This is a genomic window from Methylobacterium thuringiense, assembly GCF_022179645.1.
GTDB classification, from domain to species: domain Bacteria; phylum Pseudomonadota; class Alphaproteobacteria; order Rhizobiales; family Beijerinckiaceae; genus Methylobacterium; species Methylobacterium thuringiense.
Genome location: NZ_BPRA01000035.1, coordinates 43,774 through 63,238, shown reverse-complemented (window position 1 = coordinate 63,238; position 19,465 = coordinate 43,774). Strand labels below are relative to the sequence as shown.

18 protein-coding genes are annotated in these 19,465 nt (G+C 69.0%); 15 read left to right on the top strand and 3 right to left on the bottom strand.

Translation table 11 applies throughout. The annotated features are described in order from the left end of the window. The 4 genes from MFF07_RS22295 to MFF07_RS22280 form a co-directional block, all read left to right on the top strand. Positions 1-1,109 (top strand): PHA/PHB synthase family protein (locus tag MFF07_RS22295; protein WP_373322415.1); only part of this gene is annotated, 1,109 nt, incomplete at its 5' end. A gap of 160 nt (positions 1,110-1,269) precedes the next feature. Beyond that, positions 1,270-1,695: an organic hydroperoxide resistance protein gene (locus tag MFF07_RS22290; RefSeq protein ID WP_147818450.1), complete on the top strand. Its 426-nt coding sequence runs from the start codon at positions 1,270-1,272 to the stop codon at positions 1,693-1,695. Positions 1,696-1,702: 7 nt separating this feature from the next. Continuing rightward, on the top strand, positions 1,703-2,401 hold the full coding sequence (locus tag MFF07_RS22285) for a glutathione S-transferase family protein (protein ID WP_147818451.1): 699 nt from the start codon (positions 1,703-1,705) through the stop codon (positions 2,399-2,401). Between the two features lie 93 nt (positions 2,402-2,494). Further along, positions 2,495-3,607 carry an alkene reductase gene (locus MFF07_RS22280; protein WP_147818452.1) on the top strand — a complete coding sequence of 371 codons (1,113 nt, stop codon included), beginning with the start codon at positions 2,495-2,497 and terminating at the stop codon, positions 3,605-3,607. A gap of 28 nt (positions 3,608-3,635) precedes the next feature. Here the strand turns inward: MFF07_RS22280 and MFF07_RS22275 are convergent, their stop codons facing one another. Continuing rightward, positions 3,636-4,349 (bottom strand): RlmE family RNA methyltransferase, encoded by a 714-nt coding sequence (locus MFF07_RS22275; RefSeq protein WP_147818453.1) that lies wholly within the window; start codon positions 4,347-4,349, stop codon positions 3,636-3,638. 356 nt (positions 4,350-4,705) lie between these two features. On the opposite strand from MFF07_RS22275, the gene MFF07_RS22270 reads away from it, so the two are divergent. The 3 genes from MFF07_RS22270 to MFF07_RS22260 all read left to right on the top strand — a co-directional run bounded on the left by MFF07_RS22270 (position 4,706) and on the right by MFF07_RS22260 (position 7,242). Continuing rightward, complete coding sequence (locus MFF07_RS22270; protein ID WP_147818458.1) at positions 4,706-5,875, top strand: multidrug effflux MFS transporter; 1,170 nt, start codon at positions 4,706-4,708, stop codon at positions 5,873-5,875. An 82-nt stretch (positions 5,876-5,957) separates the two neighbouring features. After that, a complete protein-coding gene (locus MFF07_RS22265; RefSeq protein WP_147818454.1) occupies positions 5,958-6,635 on the top strand; it encodes a metal ABC transporter permease in 678 nt (225 codons plus the stop codon). Positions 6,636-6,723: 88 nt separating this feature from the next. Continuing rightward, complete coding sequence (locus MFF07_RS22260) at positions 6,724-7,242, top strand: DoxX family protein (protein WP_147818455.1); 519 nt, start codon at positions 6,724-6,726, stop codon at positions 7,240-7,242. On the opposite strand, the gene MFF07_RS22255 is transcribed toward MFF07_RS22260, so the two are convergent. Further along, on the bottom strand, positions 7,199-8,671 hold the full coding sequence (locus MFF07_RS22255; RefSeq protein WP_147818459.1) for an MFS transporter: 1,473 nt from the start codon (positions 8,669-8,671) through the stop codon (positions 7,199-7,201). The genes MFF07_RS22260 and MFF07_RS22255 overlap by 44 nt on opposite strands. Positions 8,672-8,901: 230 nt before the next feature. On the opposite strand from MFF07_RS22255, the gene MFF07_RS22250 reads away from it, so the two are divergent. The 4 genes from MFF07_RS22250 (at position 8,902) to MFF07_RS22235 (ending at position 12,934) form a co-directional block, all read left to right on the top strand. After that, positions 8,902-9,789 (top strand): DUF3313 domain-containing protein, encoded by an 888-nt coding sequence (locus MFF07_RS22250; RefSeq protein ID WP_147821683.1) that lies wholly within the window; start codon positions 8,902-8,904, stop codon positions 9,787-9,789. A 187-nt stretch (positions 9,790-9,976) separates the two neighbouring features. After that, positions 9,977-11,467 carry an IMP dehydrogenase gene (guaB, locus tag MFF07_RS22245; RefSeq protein WP_147821681.1) on the top strand — a complete coding sequence of 497 codons (1,491 nt, stop codon included), beginning with the start codon at positions 9,977-9,979 and terminating at the stop codon, positions 11,465-11,467. Positions 11,468-11,576: 109 nt separating this feature from the next. Further along, positions 11,577-12,521 carry a 2-dehydropantoate 2-reductase gene (panE, locus tag MFF07_RS22240; RefSeq protein ID WP_147821679.1) on the top strand — a complete coding sequence of 315 codons (945 nt, stop codon included), beginning with the start codon at positions 11,577-11,579 and terminating at the stop codon, positions 12,519-12,521. A 125-nt stretch (positions 12,522-12,646) separates the two neighbouring features. Next, positions 12,647-12,934 carry a hypothetical protein gene (locus MFF07_RS22235; RefSeq protein WP_147821678.1) on the top strand — a complete coding sequence of 96 codons (288 nt, stop codon included), beginning with the start codon at positions 12,647-12,649 and terminating at the stop codon, positions 12,932-12,934. 10 nt (positions 12,935-12,944) lie between these two features. Here MFF07_RS22235 and MFF07_RS22230 read toward each other — a convergent pair whose 3' ends face one another. Next, a complete protein-coding gene (locus tag MFF07_RS22230; RefSeq protein WP_147821676.1) occupies positions 12,945-13,130 on the bottom strand; it encodes a hypothetical protein in 186 nt (61 codons plus the stop codon). A gap of 165 nt (positions 13,131-13,295) precedes the next feature. On the opposite strand from MFF07_RS22230, the gene MFF07_RS22225 reads away from it, so the two are divergent. The 4 genes from MFF07_RS22225 to fdnG all read left to right on the top strand — a co-directional run bounded on the left by MFF07_RS22225 (position 13,296) and on the right by fdnG (position 19,455). Next, complete coding sequence (locus MFF07_RS22225) at positions 13,296-14,597, top strand: RsmB/NOP family class I SAM-dependent RNA methyltransferase (protein WP_238232934.1); 1,302 nt, start codon at positions 13,296-13,298, stop codon at positions 14,595-14,597. Positions 14,598-14,725: 128 nt separating this feature from the next. Next, positions 14,726-15,769, top strand: coding sequence for an alpha/beta hydrolase (locus MFF07_RS22220; RefSeq protein ID WP_147817284.1), 1,044 nt, complete (start codon positions 14,726-14,728; stop codon positions 15,767-15,769). Positions 15,770-15,864: 95 nt separating this feature from the next. After that, positions 15,865-16,221 (top strand): hypothetical protein, encoded by a 357-nt coding sequence (locus MFF07_RS22215; RefSeq protein ID WP_147817283.1) that lies wholly within the window; start codon positions 15,865-15,867, stop codon positions 16,219-16,221. 153 nt (positions 16,222-16,374) lie between these two features. Continuing rightward, positions 16,375-19,455 carry a formate dehydrogenase-N subunit alpha gene (fdnG, locus tag MFF07_RS22210; RefSeq protein WP_147817282.1) on the top strand — a complete coding sequence of 1,027 codons (3,081 nt, stop codon included), beginning with the start codon at positions 16,375-16,377 and terminating at the stop codon, positions 19,453-19,455. Positions 19,456-19,465: the final 10 nt, after the last annotated feature.

Sequence of the window (19,465 nt, the reverse complement as noted above, 5' to 3'; positions counted from 1 at the left end):
AGGTCGTTGCGGTAGACGACCTGATGGAGCTGCTCCAGTACGCGCCGAAGACCGAGACGGTGCTCAAGCGCCCGTTCCTGATCGTGCCGCCCTGGATCAACAAGTTCTACATCCTCGACCTCAATCCGACGAAGAGCCTGATCGGCTGGATGGTCTCCCAGGGGCTGACGGTCTTCGTGATCTCCTGGGTCAATCCCGACGAGCGCCACCGCGACAAGGACTTCGAGTCCTACATGCGCGAGGGCATCGAGACGGCGATCGACCAGATCGGCATCGCCACCGGCGAGACCGAGGTCTCGGCCGCCGGCTACTGCGTCGGCGGCACGCTGCTCGCGGTGACGATGGCGGCGCAGGCCGCCAGCGGCAACACCCGGATCAAGAGCACGACCTTCCTGACGACGCAGGTCGACTTCACCCATGCCGGCGACCTCAAGGTCTTCGCCGACGAGGAGCAGATCCAGATCGTCGAGGAGCGCATGAAGGAGCGCGGCTACCTCGACGGCTCCCGCATGGCGAGCGCCTTCAACATGCTCAGGCCCAGCGACCTGATCTGGAGCTACGTGGTCAACAACTACGTGAAAGGGAAAGCGCCGCTGCCCTTCGACCTGCTCTACTGGAACGCCGATTCCACGCGGATGCCGGAGGCGAACCACTCGTTCTACCTGCGCAACTGCTACCTCAACAATACGCTGGCGAAGGGCCAGATGGTCCTCGGCAACGTCAAGCTCGACCTCAAGAAGGTGAAGGTGCCGATCTTCAACCTCGCCACCCGCGAGGACCATATCGCCCCCGCGCTCTCGGTGTTCGAAGGGTCGGGCAAGTTCGGCGGCAAGGTCGACTACGTGCTGGCCGGCTCCGGCCACATCGCCGGCGTGGTCAACCCGCCGGGCAAGAAAGCGAAATACGGCTTCCGCACCGGGGGGCCGGCCAAGGGCCGGTTCGAGGACTGGGTCCAGGCCGCGACCGAGCACGAGGGCTCATGGTGGCCCTACTGGTTCAAATGGCTGGAGGCCCAGGCGCCCGAGCGCGTCCCCGCCCGCATCCCCGGCGAAGGTCCCCTGCCCTCCCTCGGCCCGGCCCCGGGGACCTATGTCCGGATGAAGTCCTGAGGCGCGTCGGCGTGCGTTGATCGCACCCAAAGCCGATCGGCATCGTCCATGTGCGCCAGCGCACGTAACTAAATTGCGCGCAATCTATAAAGCCTTGGACGAGACGGGGCACCGGCTCATGACGCCGATCCGGCCCCGACCGGAATCCAGGGAGTCCAGCATGACCGTCGACGTGAAATACCGCACCACTGCCACCGCCAATGGCGGCCGCGACGGTTCGGCCAAGACAGAGGACGGCAGCTTCGAGGTGAAGCTCTCGACCCCGAAGGAACTCGGCGGCGCAGGCGGTCCGGGCGCCAACCCCGAGCAGCTCTTCGCTTCGGGCTATGCAGCCTGCTTCCTCGGCGCGCTGAAGGTCGCCGGCGCCCAGGCCAAGGCCAAGATCCCGGCCGACACCACCGTCACCGCCAAGGTCGGCATCGGCCCGCGCTCGGAGGGCGGCTTCGGCATCACCGCCGACCTCACCATCACCCTGCCGGGCCTCGACAAGGCCGAGGCACAGTCGCTCGTCGACGCCGCGCACCAGATCTGCCCGTACTCGAACGCCACGCGCGGCAACGTCGATGTCGGCCTGACGGTCGCCTGAGGCAGTCATGGACAGGCTGACGCTCTACACGTCGCCCTCCGTCTTCCCGAACCCGCAGCGGGTGCGCCTTCTCATCCACGAGAAGGGCATCGCCGACCGGGTCGAGGAGCGGCTGCTCGCCATGGCACCCGCCGGCGAGCAGCGCGGATGGCGGCACCTGAAACGCAACCCCTGGGGCGAGACGCCGACGCTGGAGCTTCCCGGCGGCGGCACGCTCTCCGAGAGCGCGGCCATCGCCCGCTATCTCGACCAGAGCTTTCCCGGCCGGGCCATCATGGGCGGGACGGCGCTGGAACAGGCGCAGGACGCGATGTGGGACGACCGGATCTGGGTGCAGATCCTCTATCGGATCACGACGATGTTCCACGTGCTGCACCAGGGCCTCGGACCCAAGCTGGAGCTGACCTCCAACCCGCAATGGGGCGAGCACTGCCGCAAGGAGGCGCTCAGTCATGCCGGACTGGTGGACCGCCACCTCGCCGACGGGCGCGACTGGCTGCTCGGGGGCGACCAACCGACATTCGCGGACATCACGCTCTGCACGGCGATCGCCTTCTCGAAATATCCGGTCTGCGCCACGCCGCTGGACGAGCGCTTCGAGCAGCTCGACCGCTTCTGGCAGCGCTGGAAGACACGCGAGAGCTTCAAGACGGCCTATGCCGATGGCGGCGGCCTCGATGAACTCGACGGGCTGAAGGCGAGTTGAGCCAGCACTGAACGAACCGACCGGTCGCCTGGCGAGGCTCAGTTCCGCCGCGCGACCGCTCGATCCACCGCAACCAAGGAACACCGACACCGCATGTCCAACAGCCCCGTTCTGCAGCCCTACACCCTCGGCGACCTCCACCTGAAGAACCGCGTGGTGATGGCGCCGCTGACGCGCAGCCGCTCGTCGACCCAGGGCGTGCCGCCGGACTTCGCCCAGGACTATTACGGCCAGCGCGCGAATGCCGGGCTGATCATCTCGGAGGCGACGAACATCTCGCCCCAGGCCGTCGGCTACGCCTACACCCCGGGCATCTGGACCGATGCGCAGGTCGAGAGTTGGCAGAAGATCACGGCGACGGTCCGCGCCAACGACGGCCGGATCTTCCTCCAGCTCTGGCATACCGGCCGGATCTCGCACCCGGACGTGCAGCCCAACGGCCGGCTCCCGGTCTCGGCCTCGGCGATCAAGCCGACCGGCACCGCCTTCACCGAAGGCGGCATGAAGGAGCACGTCACCCCGCGCGCCCTGGAGACCGACGAGATCCCCGGCATCGTCGAGGATTACCGCCGTGCCGCCGAGAACGCGAAGCGCGCCGGCTTTGACGGCGTCGAGATCCACTCGGCGAACAACTACCTTCTGGAGCAGTTCGTCCGCGATTCCACGAACAAGCGGACCGACCAGTACGGCGGCTCCATCGAGAACCGCCTGCGCTTCCCGCTTGCGGTGGTGAAGGCCGTGACCGAGGCATGGGGCGGCGGCCATCGCGTCGGCATCCGCCTCTCGCCCGCCACGACGCAGCCCGGAGAGACCCCGCTCGATTCGACCACGCACGAGACCTTCGGCACCTATGTCGACGCGCTCAACGCCTACGGCCTGCTCTACATCCACACCATCGAGGGCGTGACGCAGCAGACCCGCGACGTGCCGGACGGCGTCGATTTCCTCGACCTGCGTCGGCGCTTCAAGGGCGCCTATATCGGCAACAACCAGAACACGCTGGAGCTCGCCGAGAAGGAACTCGCCGAGGGCCGTGCCGACCTGTTCAGCTTCGGCCGGCCCTACATCGCCAACCCGGACCTCGTGCCGCGCCTCGCCTCCGGGGCACCGCTCGCCGAGGCGCCGAAGCCGTACTGGTACGGCGGCGGCGCCAACGGTTACTCGGATTGGCCGGGGATGAACGGGCCGGTCACGGTCAAGCGCTGATCATTCGCTGGCCACCCGATGCCCGACCTCACTCCGGGTCGGGCGTCGCTGTTTCCGTACGTCCGCGAAACCCCGTCGCCAGCACGTAGAGCTCGCTCGAATCCGCCCGGCTCGCATTCGGCTTGACGTGACGGACGCTGGCGAAGTCACGCTTGAGGTCGGCGAGCAGGTCGCCCTCGGTGCCACCCTGGAACACCTTGGCGAGGTAGGCGCCGCCCGGCGCCAGGATCTCGCGGGCGAACTCTGCGGCGACTTCGGCGAGGCCGATGATGCGCAGGTGGTCGGTCTTCTTGTGGCCGGTGGTGTTGGCGGCCATGTCCGACAGGACGAGGTCGGCCGGGCCGCCGAGGAGATCGGTGAGGAGGCCGGGGGCGGTCGGATCGAGGAAGTCGAGCATGATGAACTCGACGCCGGACATCGGTTCGATCTCGAGCAGGTCGATTCCGACGACGTAGCCTTCGGCCCCGATCTTCTTCGCGGCGACTTGCGACCAGCCGCCGGGGGCGGCGCCGAGGTCGACGATCTTCTGTCCGGGCTTCAGCAGGTTGAAGCGCTCGTCGATCTCGATGAGCTTGAAGGCGGCGCGCGAGCGGTAGCCCTCGCGCTTGGCCCGCGCCACGTAGGGGTCGTTGAGCTGGCGCTCGAGCCAGCGCTTCTGCGACAGGGTGCGTCCGCGCCCGGTCTTCACCCGCTGCTTGAGGTCGCCTCGCAGGCCCCCGCTGGCCCCGCGTCGGTCGGTCATCGTCAGTCCTTCTCATACCAGTGGCCCCTACGGCTGACGCCTTCAGGGCTGCCCGCCGCATAAGCGGCGACGCGCATTCGCGCTTGCCAACGGCCGGCGGCTTGAAGAGCCGAAGCTTACGGCCGTTGGTACCAGATCCGGGCTGCGACGCCGCGTCCGCACGGGGCAGCCCTGCGGGACGGGCGACCCGCCCGGCTCCCGCCACCGGTAAAGGCTACACCAGCAACGAGCCAACATCGCAAGGCGCGATCGTGACAGCACCCTTCCGGTCGATCCGGCCCGACCCCTCGATCGAACAGGCCCCGCACCCGGCACACGGCCCGGGCTTTCGCGAATTCGTCGGCATCGTCGCGCTGATGATGGCGGTGACCGCGATCTCGATCGACAACCTGCTGCCGGCCTTCCCCGCGATCCGGGAGCGCTTTTCGGTCGCCGATCCGAACAGCCTGCAGTTCCTGATCTACGTCTACATGATCGGCTTCGGCGCAGGCCAAATTCTCTACGGGCCGCTCTCCGATTCCCTCGGGCGGCGCAAGGTGCTGCTCGTCAGCTTGTGCGTGTATCTCGGGGCGACGGTGCTCGCGATGTTCAGCCCGTCCTTCGGCTGGCTGCTCGCCGCGCGCATCCTGCAGGGCGTCGGCGCGGCCGGCGGGCGTGTGCTGTCGCTGGCCATCGTGCGCGACCGCTATGCCGGGCGCGCCATGGCCAGCGTGATGTCGCTGATCACCATGGTGTTCCTGATCGTGCCGATGCTCGCCCCGGCGCTCGGGCAGGCGATGCTGCTGTTCGGGTCCTGGGTCTGGGTGTTCGTGTCGATGCTGGCGCTCGGCGGCGTCCTGGCCGTCTGGTTCACGCTGCGCATGCCGGAGACGCTTCACCCGGAATACCGCCGGCCGCTCTCGCTGACGGCGATGGGGCAGGCCCTGCGCCTGACAATCCGCAGCCGCGCGACGCTGGGCTACGGCACGGCGCTCGGGCTGATGGTCGGCTGCATCATGGGCTATGTCGGCTCGGCCGAGCAGGTCTTCGATTCCGGGCTCTACCGGCTCGGCGGCTGGTTCCCGGCGGCCTTCGCCCTGGTGGCCGGCGCCATGGGCGCCTCGACGCTGATCAATGCCCGGCTCGTCGAGCGGCTCGGCATGCACTGGCTCTCCCATGCCGGGCTGATCGCCTTCGTCGCGGTAGCCCTGGTGCAGGTCGGCATTGGGCTCGCCTGGCATGGCCACCCGCCGCTGTGGCTGTTTCTCACCGTGCTGAGCGCGAACCAGTTCCTGATCAGCTTCACCATGCCGAACTTCCAGGCGCTGGCGATGCAGCCGGTCGGGGAGGTCGCCGGCACCGCCTCGTCCTTTCTCGGCTTCTACACGACGCTGCTCGGCGCGGCCTTCGGCTCGGTGATCGGCCAGAGCTTCGACGGCACCGTGCTGCCGGTGGGCGTCGGCTATGCCGGGCTCGGGAGCCTCACGCTCGCCGTCGTAGCCTGGACCGAGCGCGGACGGCTTTTTCGGCCCGGCATCTCGGGGTGACGCAACGCAGCCCCGACCGTTCGCCCGTGGAACGCCCGCGGGCCGGCCCCATCTGAGCCATCCATCCCATCAGGAAACACGCATGCTTCGCTTCACCACGATCGCCCTCGCGGCCACGCTGTCGACGGCCGCTTACGCCGCGCCCCAGCCCGAGCGGGTCCGCGGCACCATCGATAGCGCGGACGGCACGACGCTGGTCCTCAAGACCGACGACGGCCGCTCGACCACCGTCGCGCTGGCGCCGGACACGAAATACGCCTCGGTGGTGAAGTCGAGCCTCGACCAGATCAAGGACGGCGTCTTCATCGGCACCGCCACCAAGGGCGACAACCCGCCCACGGCGCTGGAAGTGGTGCTGTTTCCCGAAGCGATGCGCGGCACCGGCGAGGGCCACTACCCCTGGGACGAGATCCAGGACACCACCGCGGGCGATGCGCCGAAGGTGAAGAGCGCGATGACGAACGGCACCGTGAAGGCCACGACGGCCGGCGCGCCAAAGGTGAAGAGCGCCATGACCAACGGCACGGTCGCCAAAAGCGCGGGTGCGGGTGGCGTCACGACGCTCACCGTGAGCTACGGCGCGGACGGCTCCAAGACCATCGCCGTTCCGGCCTCGGCCCCGGTGGTGACCTTCGAGCCGGCCGACGCGGCGATCCTGAAGCCCGGCGCCAAGGCCTTCGTCATCGCCGGCAACGAAGACGGCAAGCTCAGCGCCAAGCGCGTCGCGGTCGGCAAGGACGGCCTGCGCCCGCCGATGTAATCCGATGGGGACGGCCACGCAGCCTTAACCGGGCCTTCAGCCGGACACCGGAAGCTCGGCCGTATCGCCAGCTTCCGGAGTTCCGCCCGTGACCGATCGTGCCCGCAACGGTGCGTTTCTCGCCGCCCGCCTGCTCATGGCCGCGGCGCTTCTGCCGACGGGGATCGCGCGGGCGCTCAACGTCTCGGGCTTCGCGGTGACGCTGGCTGGGGCGGGACTGCCGGCGCCGAACGCCCTCGCCACGGTGGCCGTGATCGTCCAGGTCTTCGGGCCGCTCGCCCTGGTCCTCGGGGTGATGCCGCGGATCACGGGGCTCGCCATGGCCGGGTTCGTCGCGGCCTTCGCGATCCTGCTGCACCCGTTCTGGGCGTTTTCCGGCGCGGCCGCCGTCACCGAGCGCGCCTTCCTGCTCTCGGATCTCGGCCTGGCCGGCGCCTTCCTGATCTACGCCATGGCCGGTCCCGGCGCCTGGAGCTGGCAGGGCTGGCGCTCGGGCGAGGCGGCACCAGTACGGCCCCGCGCCAAGGATCCGGCGAAGAAGGCCCCGGCCCGGAAGGCGCCGGTCAAGCGCTCGGGCGGCCGGGCTCCGGCACGTGCCGCGGCGTGACGGGGGCCAGCGTCGCGGGTGAGCCGTCGGCGGGCTTCGTCATCAGAGTCCGCTGACCCGACACCTCCGCCCCCGCATCCGGCGCCAGCCGCAGGAACGGCAGGATCGCGGCAGCCGAAATGACGGCCACGGTGAAGAAAGCCGGCGCGAAATCCGCCGCCGCGATGCCCGCATGCCCGTGCCAAGCCGCCGAGCCTTCGAGCGCCAGGGCGCCGATGGTGACGCCGAGGCTGAGCGAGAGCTGCTGCGCCACGCTGGCGAGGCTCGTCGCCGCGCTCATCTCGTGGCTGTCGAGGTCGGCATAGGCGATGGCGTTGACGCAGGTGAATTGCAGTGAGCGGACGCAGCCGCCCAGCAGCAGCACCGACACGATCAGCCAGTGCGGCGTCTCAGCCGTGAACAGCCCGTTGACCGCGAGGAAGGCCGAGGCGATCAGCGCGTTGGTCAGCATCACCCGGCGGAAGCCGTAGCTGCGCAGGATGCGCGGGCCGACGATCTTGATCAGCAGCGCCCCGGCGGCGGCGGCGAAGGTGATCAGCCCCGAGCGCAGCGGATCGAGCCCGAACCCGATCTGCAGCATCAGCGGCAGCAGGAACGGGATCGCCCCCGTGCCGATGCGGAAGAGGCTTCCGCCCGTCACCGCCGCGCGAAACGTCGCGTGGCGCAGGAGATCGAGCCGGATCACCGGATTCACGACCCTTTTCGCGTGCCGCAGGTAGGCGGCGATGAGGATAACTCCGGCCGCCATGCTGCCCCACGAGATCCAGGCCGGCAGCAGATGCTTGCCCGTCGAGGCGAGCCCCAGCATCAGCAGGGCGAGGCCCGCGCCGGACAGTAGGAAGCCCGCGACGTCGAGGGGTGGCCGCTCCGATTCCCGCAGGTTCTCGAAGTAGATCGTCGAGAGGGCGATCCCGGCCAGCCCGATCGGGATGTTGATGAAGAAGATCCAGCGCCAGTCGAAATAGGTGGTGATGAAGCCGCCGAGCGGCGGCCCGAGCACCGGCCCGATCAGGGCGGGGATGGTGAGGTAGGCGAGCGCCCCGACGAGCTCGGATTTCGGCACGCTGCGCAGGATCACGAGGCGCCCCACCGGCACCATCATCGCCCCGCCCATGCCCTGCAGGAAGCGCGCGGCGACGAAGCCGAGGAGCGAACTCGACGCGGCACAGGCCAGCGAGCCCGCCATGAACACGCAGAGCGCGGCGCGAAACACCGTGCGCGCGCCGTAGCGGTCGGCCGCCCAGCCCGAGACCGGGATGAAGATCGCGAGGCTGACGAGATAGGAGGTCAGCGCGAGCTTGAGCGCGATCGGGTCCTCGCCGAGGCTCGCGGCGATGGCCGGCAGCGCCGTGGCGATCACCGTCGAGTCGGTGTTCTCCATGAACAGGGCGGTGGCGACGACGAGGGGAACGATCTGGGCGGGGCGCATCGGGTGGGAGACATATCCCCAGATCTGTTCGGTTGCATGTCCGCGCCGGCGACACTGTTTCGGAATCGTGTCGCGAGAGACACAGGCTGCGCCCCTCGGCGGCCCGCCCCCCCTTCTCCCCTTTCGCGGCACCCCGCTGCAGCCGTAAGCTCGGCCTTAATCCACGGTGAGGCGTGCAGGTTGATTCAGCCGCCGCGCGCACCGTCCGACATATTCGCGAAAGAGACCTGATGCCTTCGAGGCTCGCAAAGCCGCGATCTGCCCTGCGCCTCGCCCTTGCGGCGATGCTGCTCGCCTCCGTAGCCGGCTGCGGCGAGGTCGTGCTGACCGACGGCGGCTCGCTGTCGCGCCGGGACCGGCTGTCCGGCAGCGACGCTGTCGCCTCCGATTCGCGCCTCTATGCCGACCAGGGCGCACTGGCGCGCACCCGCACCGTCCGGATCATCCCGACCGCCTTCACCGGCAGCATCCCCGGCGGCGAATTCCTCACCCCGGAGCAGCGCCGCCTCACCGCGAACGCCGCGGACCGGGCGATGTGCTACGAGCTGTCGCTGAAGTACGACGTCGTCTCGACCCCGGACGCCGACCTCACCGTGCGCTCGCGGGTGACGCGGGTCGATCCGACCGACCTGCTCGGGGCCGGCTCGACCATCGGCCTCTCGGCCGCGATCACCATCGCCGGCCAAGTCGGCGTGGGCGCAGCCGAGGGCCTCGGCCGCATTCCGGTCCCCCGTATCCCGATCGGGCTCGGCAGCCTCACGGTGGAAGCCGAGGCGGTGGACCGCCACCGCCAGCAGCGCGCTGCGATGATCTGGGGCGGTGCCGCGAATTCCTTCACCAGCCAGCCGCGCTTCTCGAAGGACAGCGACCCCTACGATCTCGCCGGAGAGTTCGGCCAGGATTTCGGCTTCTTCCTCGCCACCGGCAAGGATCCGTTCAAGTCGGAGCTGTTCATCCCGAACTGGAACCGCATCCGCGTGACGATCCTCGGCGAGGCGCCCCTCGACCCCGATTGCGCGGCCTACGGCCGAGCCCCGGGCATCGACGGCATCCTGACCGACTATATCGGCCTGCCGCCGGAATACGGCGACAAGGGACAGGACGCCCGCTTCAACTGAGCGGCGGTCTGCGTCCAGCGGGGATCGGGGCCGCTTCCGGCGCGGCCGGTTCGCGGCTTATCCCGCTGCATTGCGGCATTCGCGTCTTTGCGCGAGCCGCACCCCCATGATAACGGCACGTGCCAATCCGAAGCGCCAATCTGCTCGTCACGAGCCCGGCGCTCACATGACAAAGCGGAGTTGGCACATGGCCCTGATCAGCGCGGATACCATCATCGAGGGGCTGACCTTCGACGATGTGCTGCTGCGCCCGGCCGCCTCCTCCGTGATGCCCGGCGAGGTCGACATCGCCTCGCGGCTGACCCGGACGATCGCGCTGAAGCTGCCGATCGTCTCCTCGGCCATGGACACGGTGACGGAAGCGCCGATGGCGATCGCCATGGCGCAGAACGGGGGGCTGGGCGTCATCCACCGCAACCTCGAGCCGCATGAGCAGGCCGAGCAGGTCCGCCTCGTCAAGAAATACGAGTCGGGCATGGTGCTCAACCCGATCACCATCCATCCCGACGAGCCCCTCGCCGCCGCCTTCTCGGTGATGAAGGAGAACCGCATCTCCGGCATCCCGGTGGTGGAGCGCGGCCCCAACGGCTCGCGCGGCAAGCTCGTCGGCATCCTGACGAACCGCGACTGCCGCTTCGCCACCAACACCGCCCAGCCCGTCTCCGAACTGATGACGAAGGACCGGCTCATCACCGTGCGCGAGGGCGTGACGCAGGACGAGGCCAAGCGCCTGCTGCACCAGTTCCGCATCGAGAAGCTGCTGGTGGTCGACGACCATTACCGCTGCATCGGCCTGATCACGGTCAAGGACATCGAGAAGCAGGTCGCCTACCCGCACGCCGTCAAGGACGAGCAGGGGCGCCTGCGCGTCGCCGCCGCCACCACCACGGGCGAGGCCGGGTTCGAGCGGGCCGAGCGGCTGATCGATGCCGGTTGCGACATCATCGTGGTCGACACCGCCCACGGCCACTCGATCAAGGTGCTCGACGCCGTGCGCCGGGTGAAGGCGCTCTCGAACGCCGTGCAGATCATCGCCGGCAATGTCGCCACCCGCGACGGCGCCCAGGCGCTGATCGATGCCGGCGCCGACGCCATCAAAGTCGGCATCGGCCCGGGCTCGATCTGCACCACCCGCATCGTCGCGGGCGTCGGCGTGCCCCAGCTCACGGCGCTGATGGAGGCCGTGGAAGCCGGCCAGAAGGCCGACGTGCCGGTGATCGCCGACGGCGGCATCAAGTACTCGGGCGACCTCGCCAAGGCGATCGCCGCCGGCGCCTCGGTGGCGATGCTGGGCAGCCTGCTCGCCGGCACCGACGAGGCCCCCGGCGACGTGTTTTTGTACCAGGGCCGTTCGTACAAGAGCTATCGCGGCATGGGCTCGGTGGGCGCCATGGCCCGCGGCTCGGCCGACCGCTACTTCCAGGCCGAGGTCAGCGACACCCACAAGCTCGTGCCCGAGGGCATCGAGGGACAGGTGCCCTACAAGGGCCCCGTCGCCGCCGTGCTCCACCAGCTCGCCGGGGGGCTTCGCGCCGCCATGGGCTATGTGGGCGCGCCGACCGTGCCAGAGCTGCAGGAGCGGGCGCAGTTCATCCGCATCACCAATGCGGGCCTGCGCGAGAGCCACGTCCACGACGTGACGATCACGCGGGAAACGCCGAACTATCCGAGCCGGTAGGCGACCACGCAGAGCGCAAGCAGACACGTTCCCCATTGCGCCTGCGCCCTCGCGCCGCACATAGACGCATGAACGGGCTCGGATCGACCCGACGATGCGGAGACATGCCATGCGGGTTCTCGTGGTCGGCGCAGGCGCCACCGGCGGTTATTTCGGGGCGCGGCTCGCCGAGGCCGGACGCGACGTCACCTTCCTGGTCCGGCCGGCGCGCGCGGAAAAGCTGGCGGCCGACGGCCTTCAGGTGCTGAGCCCAGTCGGCGACACCCGGATCGACAAACCCCAGACAGTGACGGCCGACGTGCTCGGCACGGCCGGCCGTTTCGATCTCGTGCTGCTCTCCGCCAAGGCCTACGACCTCGAAACGGCCATTGCCGACGTCGCCCCGGCCGTCGGCCCGCAGACGGCGGTGCTGCCGATCCTCAACGGCATGAACCATCTCGACGCCCTCGACGCAGCCTTCGGGGCGGAGCGGGTGCTGGGCGGCACCTGCGCCATCGTCGCCACGCTCACCAAGGCCGGCGAGATCCGCCAGATGAGCGAGTTGCACACCCTCACCTACGGCGAGCGCGACGGCACGCGTTCCGAGCGCGTCGGGGCGATCGAGGAACTGATGCAGGGCGTGAAGTTCCAGGCGCGGGCGAGCGACAAGGTTCTGCTGGAGATGTGGGAGAAGTGGGTGTTTCTGGCGACGCTCGCCGGCAGCACCACGCTGATGCGCAGCACGATCGGCGACATCGTCGGCGCGCCGGGCGGCAAGGCCTTCCTGGAAGCGCTGCACGAGGAATGCCGCGTCGTCGCCGACGCCTCCGGCTACGCACCGCGCGACAAGGTGTTCGCGGGCGCCCGCAAGATGCTCACCGCGGACGGGGCGCCGATGACCGCCTCGATGCTGCGCGACATCGAGAACGGCGCCCGGATCGAGGCCGACCACATCGTCGGCGACCTGATCGCCCGCGGCCGGACAACGGCGCCGGATTCGGCGCGGCCGCTCCTGGAGCTCGCCTACACCCACCTGCGCGCCTACCAGAACCGCCGCGAGCGCGAGGCGGCCTGATCCGGAAGGCCGGGAACCGGCCCGTGAATTCAAAAGGTTCGCCGGTCGCGCGCCTGCGCCCAATGATGCTATGTGCGGAAACGATGCTCGGCTCTGGTCCGGCATAGCCGCCCGGGATCGCCGACATGACGACCAAAGCCGAATGCCTCGCGACCCTGCGCGGCCTCATCGCGCGCAGCGAGCGCAACGAACTCGCCGACGCGCAGGCCGCGATCATCCAGTTCGCCCTGGCAGCGCCGGACCTGAAGAGCCGCACCGACGCGATGGCGGAACTGCAGACGGCGCTTGCCACCGAGATGCAGGCCGCCGGCCTCGAGCCGATGCAGGCGGCCTATCATTCCGTGGTCGAAGCCATGATCGACCGCACCCGCGATGCCGTGCTCGCCGATCCCGGCGCGGCGGCGGGCGCCTGAACGGCGCCGCTCAGTAGCGCTGGGGCGCGGGCGGACGCGGATCGCCGTATTCGAGCTGGGTCTTCGCGTCGTAGGGACGGCGCGGCGGCGGCACCGGGTCGGCGATCGACTCGGCCGGAGCCCGCGAGCAGGCCGCGGCGGCCAGCGCGAACAGGCAGGCGGCGGCGAGGGAAGACAGGGGCGACCTGGGCGACATCGGGAGCCTCGTTTTACGCAGAACGCGCGCCCGGCCGTCGACGGACGCGGCGCGCCCTCCTTGTGGGGCAGGACCAAGCCCTAAGCTCGGCCGTATCATGGCCGGGACCCGAACTAAGCGTGGCCGTATCGTGGCAGCGTCAACGAGACCTTACCGGAGTTCACCCTGACCCCTCCCGCCCGCCTCTCCGCCGCCATCGAAGTCCTGGCCGACATCGCGGACCGCCGCCGTCCGGCCGCCGACGCCCTCAAGGATTGGGGCCTCGCCCACCGCTTCGCCGGATCGGGCGACCGCGCCGCGATCGCGAGCCTCGTCTATGACGGCCTGCGCCGCCGGGCTTCGGCCGCCTGGATCATGGGCGACGACGCCCCCCGCTCGGTGCTGATCGGCATGCTGCGCTTGCAGCACGGCCTCGCCCTGCCGACGGTGGCGGCGATGTTCGATGGCTCGCGCTTCGCCCCGGAGCCGCTGAGCGAGGGCGAGCGTGAGCGCCTCGCCAACGGCAGCCTCGACGACGCCCCGCCGGAGATCGCCGGGGACGCGCCGGCCTGGGTACTGCCCGCCTTGCAGGGCCTGCTCGGCGACGACCTGCTGCCGGAACTGCGCGCGCTCGGCCGCCGGGCACCCCTCGACATCCGGATCAACGCGCTCAAGCTCGACCGCGACGCGGCGCTCGCCCGCCTGACCCACCTCGCGCCAGAGCCGACGCCGCACGCGCCGAACGGCCTGCGCATCCCGATCGGGGCGGACGGGCGCGGCCCCGCGCTTCACGTCGAGCCGGAATTCATCGAGGGCCTCTACGAGATCCAGGACGAGGGCTCGCAGCTCGCGACGCGGCTCTCCGGGGCGAAGGCCGGCGAGACAGTGGTCGACCTCTGCGCCGGTGGCGGCGGCAAGACCCTGGGGCTCGCCGCGCTGATGAAGAACGAAGGCCGCATCGTCGCCACCGACGCCGACCCGCGCCGGCTCGCGCCGATCCACGAGCGCCTGCGCCGGGCCGGCGCCGAGGCCGAGATCCGCACGCCGCGGGCCGGGCGGTTGCGGGCCGACGTGCTGACCGACCTCGACGGCAGCGTCGACCGGGTGCTGGTCGACGCGCCCTGCACCGGCACCGGCACCTGGCGGCGCAATCCCGACGCCAAGTGGCGCTTGCGGCCGGGCAGCCTAGCGCTCCGCGTCGCCGAGCAGGCGCAGACCCTGGACCGGGCCGCCGAGCTCGTCCGTCCGGGCGGACGCATCGTCTACGTCACCTGCTCGCTGCTGCCGGACGAGAACGACGAGGCGGTGACGGGGCTGCTGAAGCGCCAGCGCGGCCGCTTCGGCGCGATCGACACGGCCCGCATCATCGCCGAGGAGGCCCCGGCCCTGGCGCCGTTCGTGCGCCTGACCCGGCACGGCCTGCAGATGAGCCCGGCCCTCACCGGCACGGACGGCTTCTACGTCGCGACGCTCGAGCGCCGGGACTGACGCCGCGCTCCGCAGAAAAGGCGGCACGATGCGGCGGCGAAAGCGCGATGTATAAGGATCGCGAGCGCGTCTGAGCCGTTTGCCCGGCATGGCCCGCGCGGGTGAGGAGGATGTCGGATGCTGGCGCCATGACGCTCGATCGCAGGGCCCTTCTGGCGGGCGCGGCGGCCGTCCTGACCGGGGAGCGGGCACGGGCGCAGGACAATCCGGGAGACGCCGCGGCGCGGGCGATCCCGCAGAATCCGGCCCAGCCGCCCGTGATCGAGACCGTGCGGCCCCTGCCGAAATCGGCGCCCGGGGCGGAACTTGAGGTCATCGACCTCTGGCCGGGCCTGCCGCCGGGCGGCGGCGGGCCGTTCCGGGGCGACTACCGTTTCGACGAGACGTTGAGCGGCGTGATCACCGCCGTGACGCGACCCTGCCTGATGGTGATCCGCCCGCAGCGCTCGAACGGCGGCGCGTTCATCGTCGCGGCCGGCGGCGGCTACCGCCGCATCGACATCAGCGGCGAGGGGCTGCCGGTGGGAGCCTGGCTCGCCAAGGCCGGCTTCACGGTGTTCCTGCTGATCTACCGGTTGCCGGGCGAGAAGTGGCGCGACGGGCCGGACGCCCCGCGCCAGGACGCGCAGCGCGCCGTCCGGCTGGTGCGCGCCAACGCCGCGCAATACGGCGTCGACCCGGAGCGCATCGGCGTCCTCGGCTTCTCGGCCGGCGGCCATCTCATGGGCGAGACGGCGGTGGATTCCGAGGTCGACCTCTACGACGACGTCGATGCAGCCGACCAGCAGAGCGCGCATGTGGCGCTCGCCGGCCTGATCTACCCGATCATCACCCTGAAGGCGCCGTTCGACAGAACCATCTCCAGCCGGGCCGTCCTCGTCGGCGACAACCCCTCCGACGCGCAGCGCCGGGCCTATTCGGTGGATGCGCAGGTGACGCGGCGCTCGCCGCCGACCTTCCTGGCCCAGGCCTCCGACGATCCGGTCGGCACCGTCGACCATCCGCTGCTGATGTACAACGCCCTGCGCGCAGCGGGCGTGGCAGTCGAGATGCACCTGTTCGAGCGCGGCGGCCACGGCTTCGGCCTCGGCGTGCCGGGGGCGCCGACCGCCGCCTGGGCCGGCCTCTTCCTCAGCTGGATCCGCGCCCGCGGCTTCATGCGCAACGTCTGACACCAGCGGGCGAGCGGGAACCGCCGGCGCCGGAACTGCCCCGGCGTGGCGGCGTTGACCGGCCATCGCGTTAACCGCAATCGTCAGGATTTCCAATGGTTTCCGGCATTTTTTCGCGCAGGCTGCCCGTGGCGGCCCTGCTTCTGACGCTCGGCATGACCTTGTCCGCACAGGCCGAGCCCGGCGACATCAAGGGCCAGGACGCCATGGGCGACAAGAACAAGAGCGCCAACGACGGCTGGAGCCAGGCCCCCGTGCCGCGCGAGGAATCGGCCTCCAAGGATGCGGAGAATCCGGGCGGCAACTCGATGAGCAACAAGTCCGACAGCTCGTCCACCAAGACGGTCGGCGCGAGCAGCGCCTCGAACAACGGTTCGGACGATCCGCAGAAGCCGCTCGATCATCGCACCCCCGGCCCCTCGGGCAGCAACCCGGCCTCGCCCACGAAATAGCGAAAACCTGCCCTGCGACCGGATGAGCGCCGGGCCGCGAACGTGCTGCCAGTGCGGCGATAAATGCCGCGGCCACGCTGCAGCGCACGCTTGCCTCGGGTCGGCCTTCGCGCATAAAACTGAATTAAGAATAGCTCTCAACAAGGCCCTGCGATGAACGTTCAGGTCTCGAGACGCGGCTTGCTGAAGGGGATCGGTGTCGGTCTCGCCGGCGGGTCGCTCGGCGCTCTCGGCTTCGGTGCCCTGGAGCCCGCGATGGCAGCCGCGGTGCGGCCCTTCAAGCTCGCGCAGATGAAGGAGACGCGCAACACCTGCCCCTATTGCTCGGTGGCCTGCGGCGTCATCCTCTACAGCCTCGGCGACAACTCGAAGAACTCGAAGTCGGCGGTGATGCATGTCGAGGGCGACCCGGACCATCCGGTGAACCGCGGCACGCTCTGTCCGAAGGGTTCGTCGCTCCTCGACTTCATCACGTCCGAGACCCGCACCAAGTACCCGATGCACCGTGAGCCCGGTTCGTCGGAGTTCAAGCGCGTCTCGTGGGACTTCGCCCTCGACCGGATCGCGATGCTCCTCAAGGAGGACCGCGACAAGAACTTCATCGCCAAGAACGGCGACCTGACGGTCAACCGATGGACCACCGTCGGCTTCCTCGGCGCATCCGCGACTTCCAGTGAGACGGCTTGGTGTACCTACAAGGTCGTCCGAAGCATGGGGGCCCTGACCTTCGATAATCAGGCCAGGGTTTGACACGGCCCATCGGTCGCCAGTTTGGCGCCCTCCTTCGGCCGTGGCGCGATGACCAACCTCTGGATGGACATCAAGCACGCCGACGTTATCACCGTGATGGGCGGCAATGCCGCCGAAGCGCACCCCTGCGGCTTCAAGTGGGTGGTGGAAGCCAAGGCGCATAACAACGCCAAGCTCATCGTCGTCGACCCGCGTTTCACCCGCACGGCCTCCGTGGCGGATCTCTACTGCCCGATCCGGCAGGGGACCGACATCGCGTTCCTGTCGGGCGTCGCCAAGTACTTGCTCGACAACGACAAGATCCAGCACCGCTACGTCGCGGCCTATTCGAACGCTGCCTTCGTCGTGAAGGAAGGCTACGACTTCAGCGAGGGCTTATTTTCGGGCTACTCGGAGGACAAGCGCGACTACGACAAGACGACCTGGGACTACGAGATGGGTCCCGACGGCTTCGCGGTCGTCGACGAGACGATGCAGCACCCGCGCTGCGTCCTGAACCTTCTGAAGAAGCACATCGCGATCTACACGCCAGAGATGGTGGAGCGGATCTGCGGCTCGCCGAAGGAGACCTTCCTCAAGGTCTGCGAGCTGATGGCCTCGACCGCGTCGACCGACCGGACGATGGCGTCGCTCTACGCCCTCGGCTGGACGCAGCACTCCAAGGGCTCGCAGAACATCCGCTCGATGTGCATCGTGCAGACGCTGCTGGGCAATATCGGCCAGCTCGGCGGCGGCATGCAGGCGCTACGCGGCCACTCCAACATCCAGGGTCTCACCGATCTTGGGCTGATGTCGAACCTGATCCCGGGTTATCTCAACATCCCGATCGAGAAGGACGAGAATTACGCGGACTACATTTCGAAGCGGCAGTTCAAGCCGCTGCGTCCCGGCCAGATGAGCTACTGGCAGAACTACAACAAGTTCTTCGTCTCCTTCCAGAAGGTGATGTGGGGCGAGCACGCCACCAAGGAGAACGACTGGGCCTTCGATTATCTGCCCAAGCTCGACGTGCCGACCTACGACGTGCTGCGCGGCTTCGAGCTGGCCAAGCAGGGCAAGATGACCGGCTACGTCATCCAGGGCTTCAACCCCCTGATGACCTTCCCCAATCGCGCCAAGATGACCGAAGCCTTCTCGCGGATGAAGTTCATCGTCGTGATGGACCCGCTGCAGACCGAGACGGCCCGGTTCTGGGAGAACCACGGCGAGTACAACGACGTCGATTCTTCGAAGATCCAGACCGAGGTGTTCGAGCTGCCGACGACGCTGTTCGCCGAGGAGGAGGGCTCGCTCGCCAATTCCAGCCGCTGGCTGCAGTGGCACTGGAAGGCGCAGGAGCCGCCGGGCGAGTGCCGGCCGGACATCGAGATCATGTCCGCCATCCATCTGCGCATCAAGGCGTTGTACAAGCGGGACGGCGGCGCCTACGCCGACCCGATCGTCAACCTGAACTGGAACTACGCCGACCCGGAATCGCCGACTCCGGTCGAGTTGGCGCGCGAGCTGAACGGCTACACGGTGGCCCCAATCACGGATGCCAGCGGCACCACGATCCCGGCGGGCCGGCAGGTCGACGGCTTCGCGCAACTCAAGGACGACGGCTCGACCGCGTGCGGTTGCTGGATCTATTCCGGCTGCTACACCGAGAAGGGCAACATCATGGCCCGCCGGGACAACACCGATCCCGGCAACAAGGGCATCGCGCCGAACTGGACCTTCGCCTGGCCGGCCAACCGACGGATTCTCTACAACCGCGCCTCGTGCGACCCCGAGGGGAAGCCGTGGTCGGAGAAGAAGAAGATCATCGAGTGGAACGGCAAGCAGTGGGTCGGCTTCGACGTGCCGGATTACGGCGTCACCACGCCGCCGGAGAAGAACGTCGGTCCGTTCATCCTGAACCAGGAGGGCGTCGCCCGCCTGTGGACCCGCGGCCTGATGCGCGACGGGCCGTTCCCGACGCATTACGAGCCGTTCGAGTCGCCGATGGCGAACATTCCGTTCCCGAAGATGAAGGGCAATCCTGCCTCGCGCATCTTCAAGGGCGATCTAGCCGATCTCGGCACCTCGGCCGAGTTCCCCTACGCGGCGACGAGCTACCGGCTCACCGAGCACTTCCATCAGTGGACTAAGCATTCCCGGATCAACGCGATCCTCCAGCCGGAGATGTTCGTCGAGATCTCGGAGCAGCTGGCCAAGGAGAAGGGTATCGCCAAGGGTGACTGGGTCCGCGTCTGGTCGAAGCGCGGGTCGCTCAAGGCCAAGGCGGTGGTCACCAAGCGCATCAAGCCGCTGATGTGCGACGGCAAGGCCGTGCACGTCGTCGGCCTGCCGCAGCATTGGGGCTTCATCGGCAAGACCCGCAACGGCTGGCACCCGAACACGCTCACCCCCGTGGTCGGCGACGCCAACACCGAGACGCCCGAATACAAGGCGTGGCTGGTGAATATCGAGGCGACCACGCCTCCGAACGACCGCGTCGCGTAGGGGGAGCAGC

Bases quoted from the DNA above. Each gene is read 5' to 3' on its own strand.
- MFF07_RS22290 (WP_147818450.1), top strand. From the start codon at position 1,270: ATGACCGTCGACGTGAAATACCGCACCACTGCCACCGCCAATGGCGGC.
- MFF07_RS22285 (WP_147818451.1), top strand. From the start codon at position 1,703: ATGGACAGGCTGACGCTCTACACGTCGCCCTCCGTCTTCCCGAACCCG.
- MFF07_RS22280 (WP_147818452.1), top strand. From the start codon at position 2,495: ATGTCCAACAGCCCCGTTCTGCAGCCCTACACCCTCGGCGACCTCCAC.
- MFF07_RS22275 (WP_147818453.1), bottom strand. From the start codon at position 4,349: ATGACCGACCGACGCGGGGCCAGCGGGGGCCTGCGAGGCGACCTCAAG.
- MFF07_RS22270 (WP_147818458.1), top strand. From the start codon at position 4,706: ATGATGGCGGTGACCGCGATCTCGATCGACAACCTGCTGCCGGCCTTC.
- MFF07_RS22265 (WP_147818454.1), top strand. From the start codon at position 5,958: ATGCTTCGCTTCACCACGATCGCCCTCGCGGCCACGCTGTCGACGGCC.
- MFF07_RS22255 (WP_147818459.1), bottom strand. From the start codon at position 8,671: ATGCGCCCCGCCCAGATCGTTCCCCTCGTCGTCGCCACCGCCCTGTTC.
- MFF07_RS22250 (WP_147821683.1), top strand. From the start codon at position 8,902: ATGCCTTCGAGGCTCGCAAAGCCGCGATCTGCCCTGCGCCTCGCCCTT.
- guaB (WP_147821681.1), top strand. From the start codon at position 9,977: ATGGCCCTGATCAGCGCGGATACCATCATCGAGGGGCTGACCTTCGAC.
- panE (WP_147821679.1), top strand. From the start codon at position 11,577: ATGCGGGTTCTCGTGGTCGGCGCAGGCGCCACCGGCGGTTATTTCGGG.
- MFF07_RS22235 (WP_147821678.1), top strand. From the start codon at position 12,647: ATGACGACCAAAGCCGAATGCCTCGCGACCCTGCGCGGCCTCATCGCG.
- MFF07_RS22230 (WP_147821676.1), bottom strand. From the start codon at position 13,130: ATGTCGCCCAGGTCGCCCCTGTCTTCCCTCGCCGCCGCCTGCCTGTTC.
- MFF07_RS22220 (WP_147817284.1), top strand. From the start codon at position 14,726: ATGACGCTCGATCGCAGGGCCCTTCTGGCGGGCGCGGCGGCCGTCCTG.
- MFF07_RS22215 (WP_147817283.1), top strand. From the start codon at position 15,865: ATGGTTTCCGGCATTTTTTCGCGCAGGCTGCCCGTGGCGGCCCTGCTT.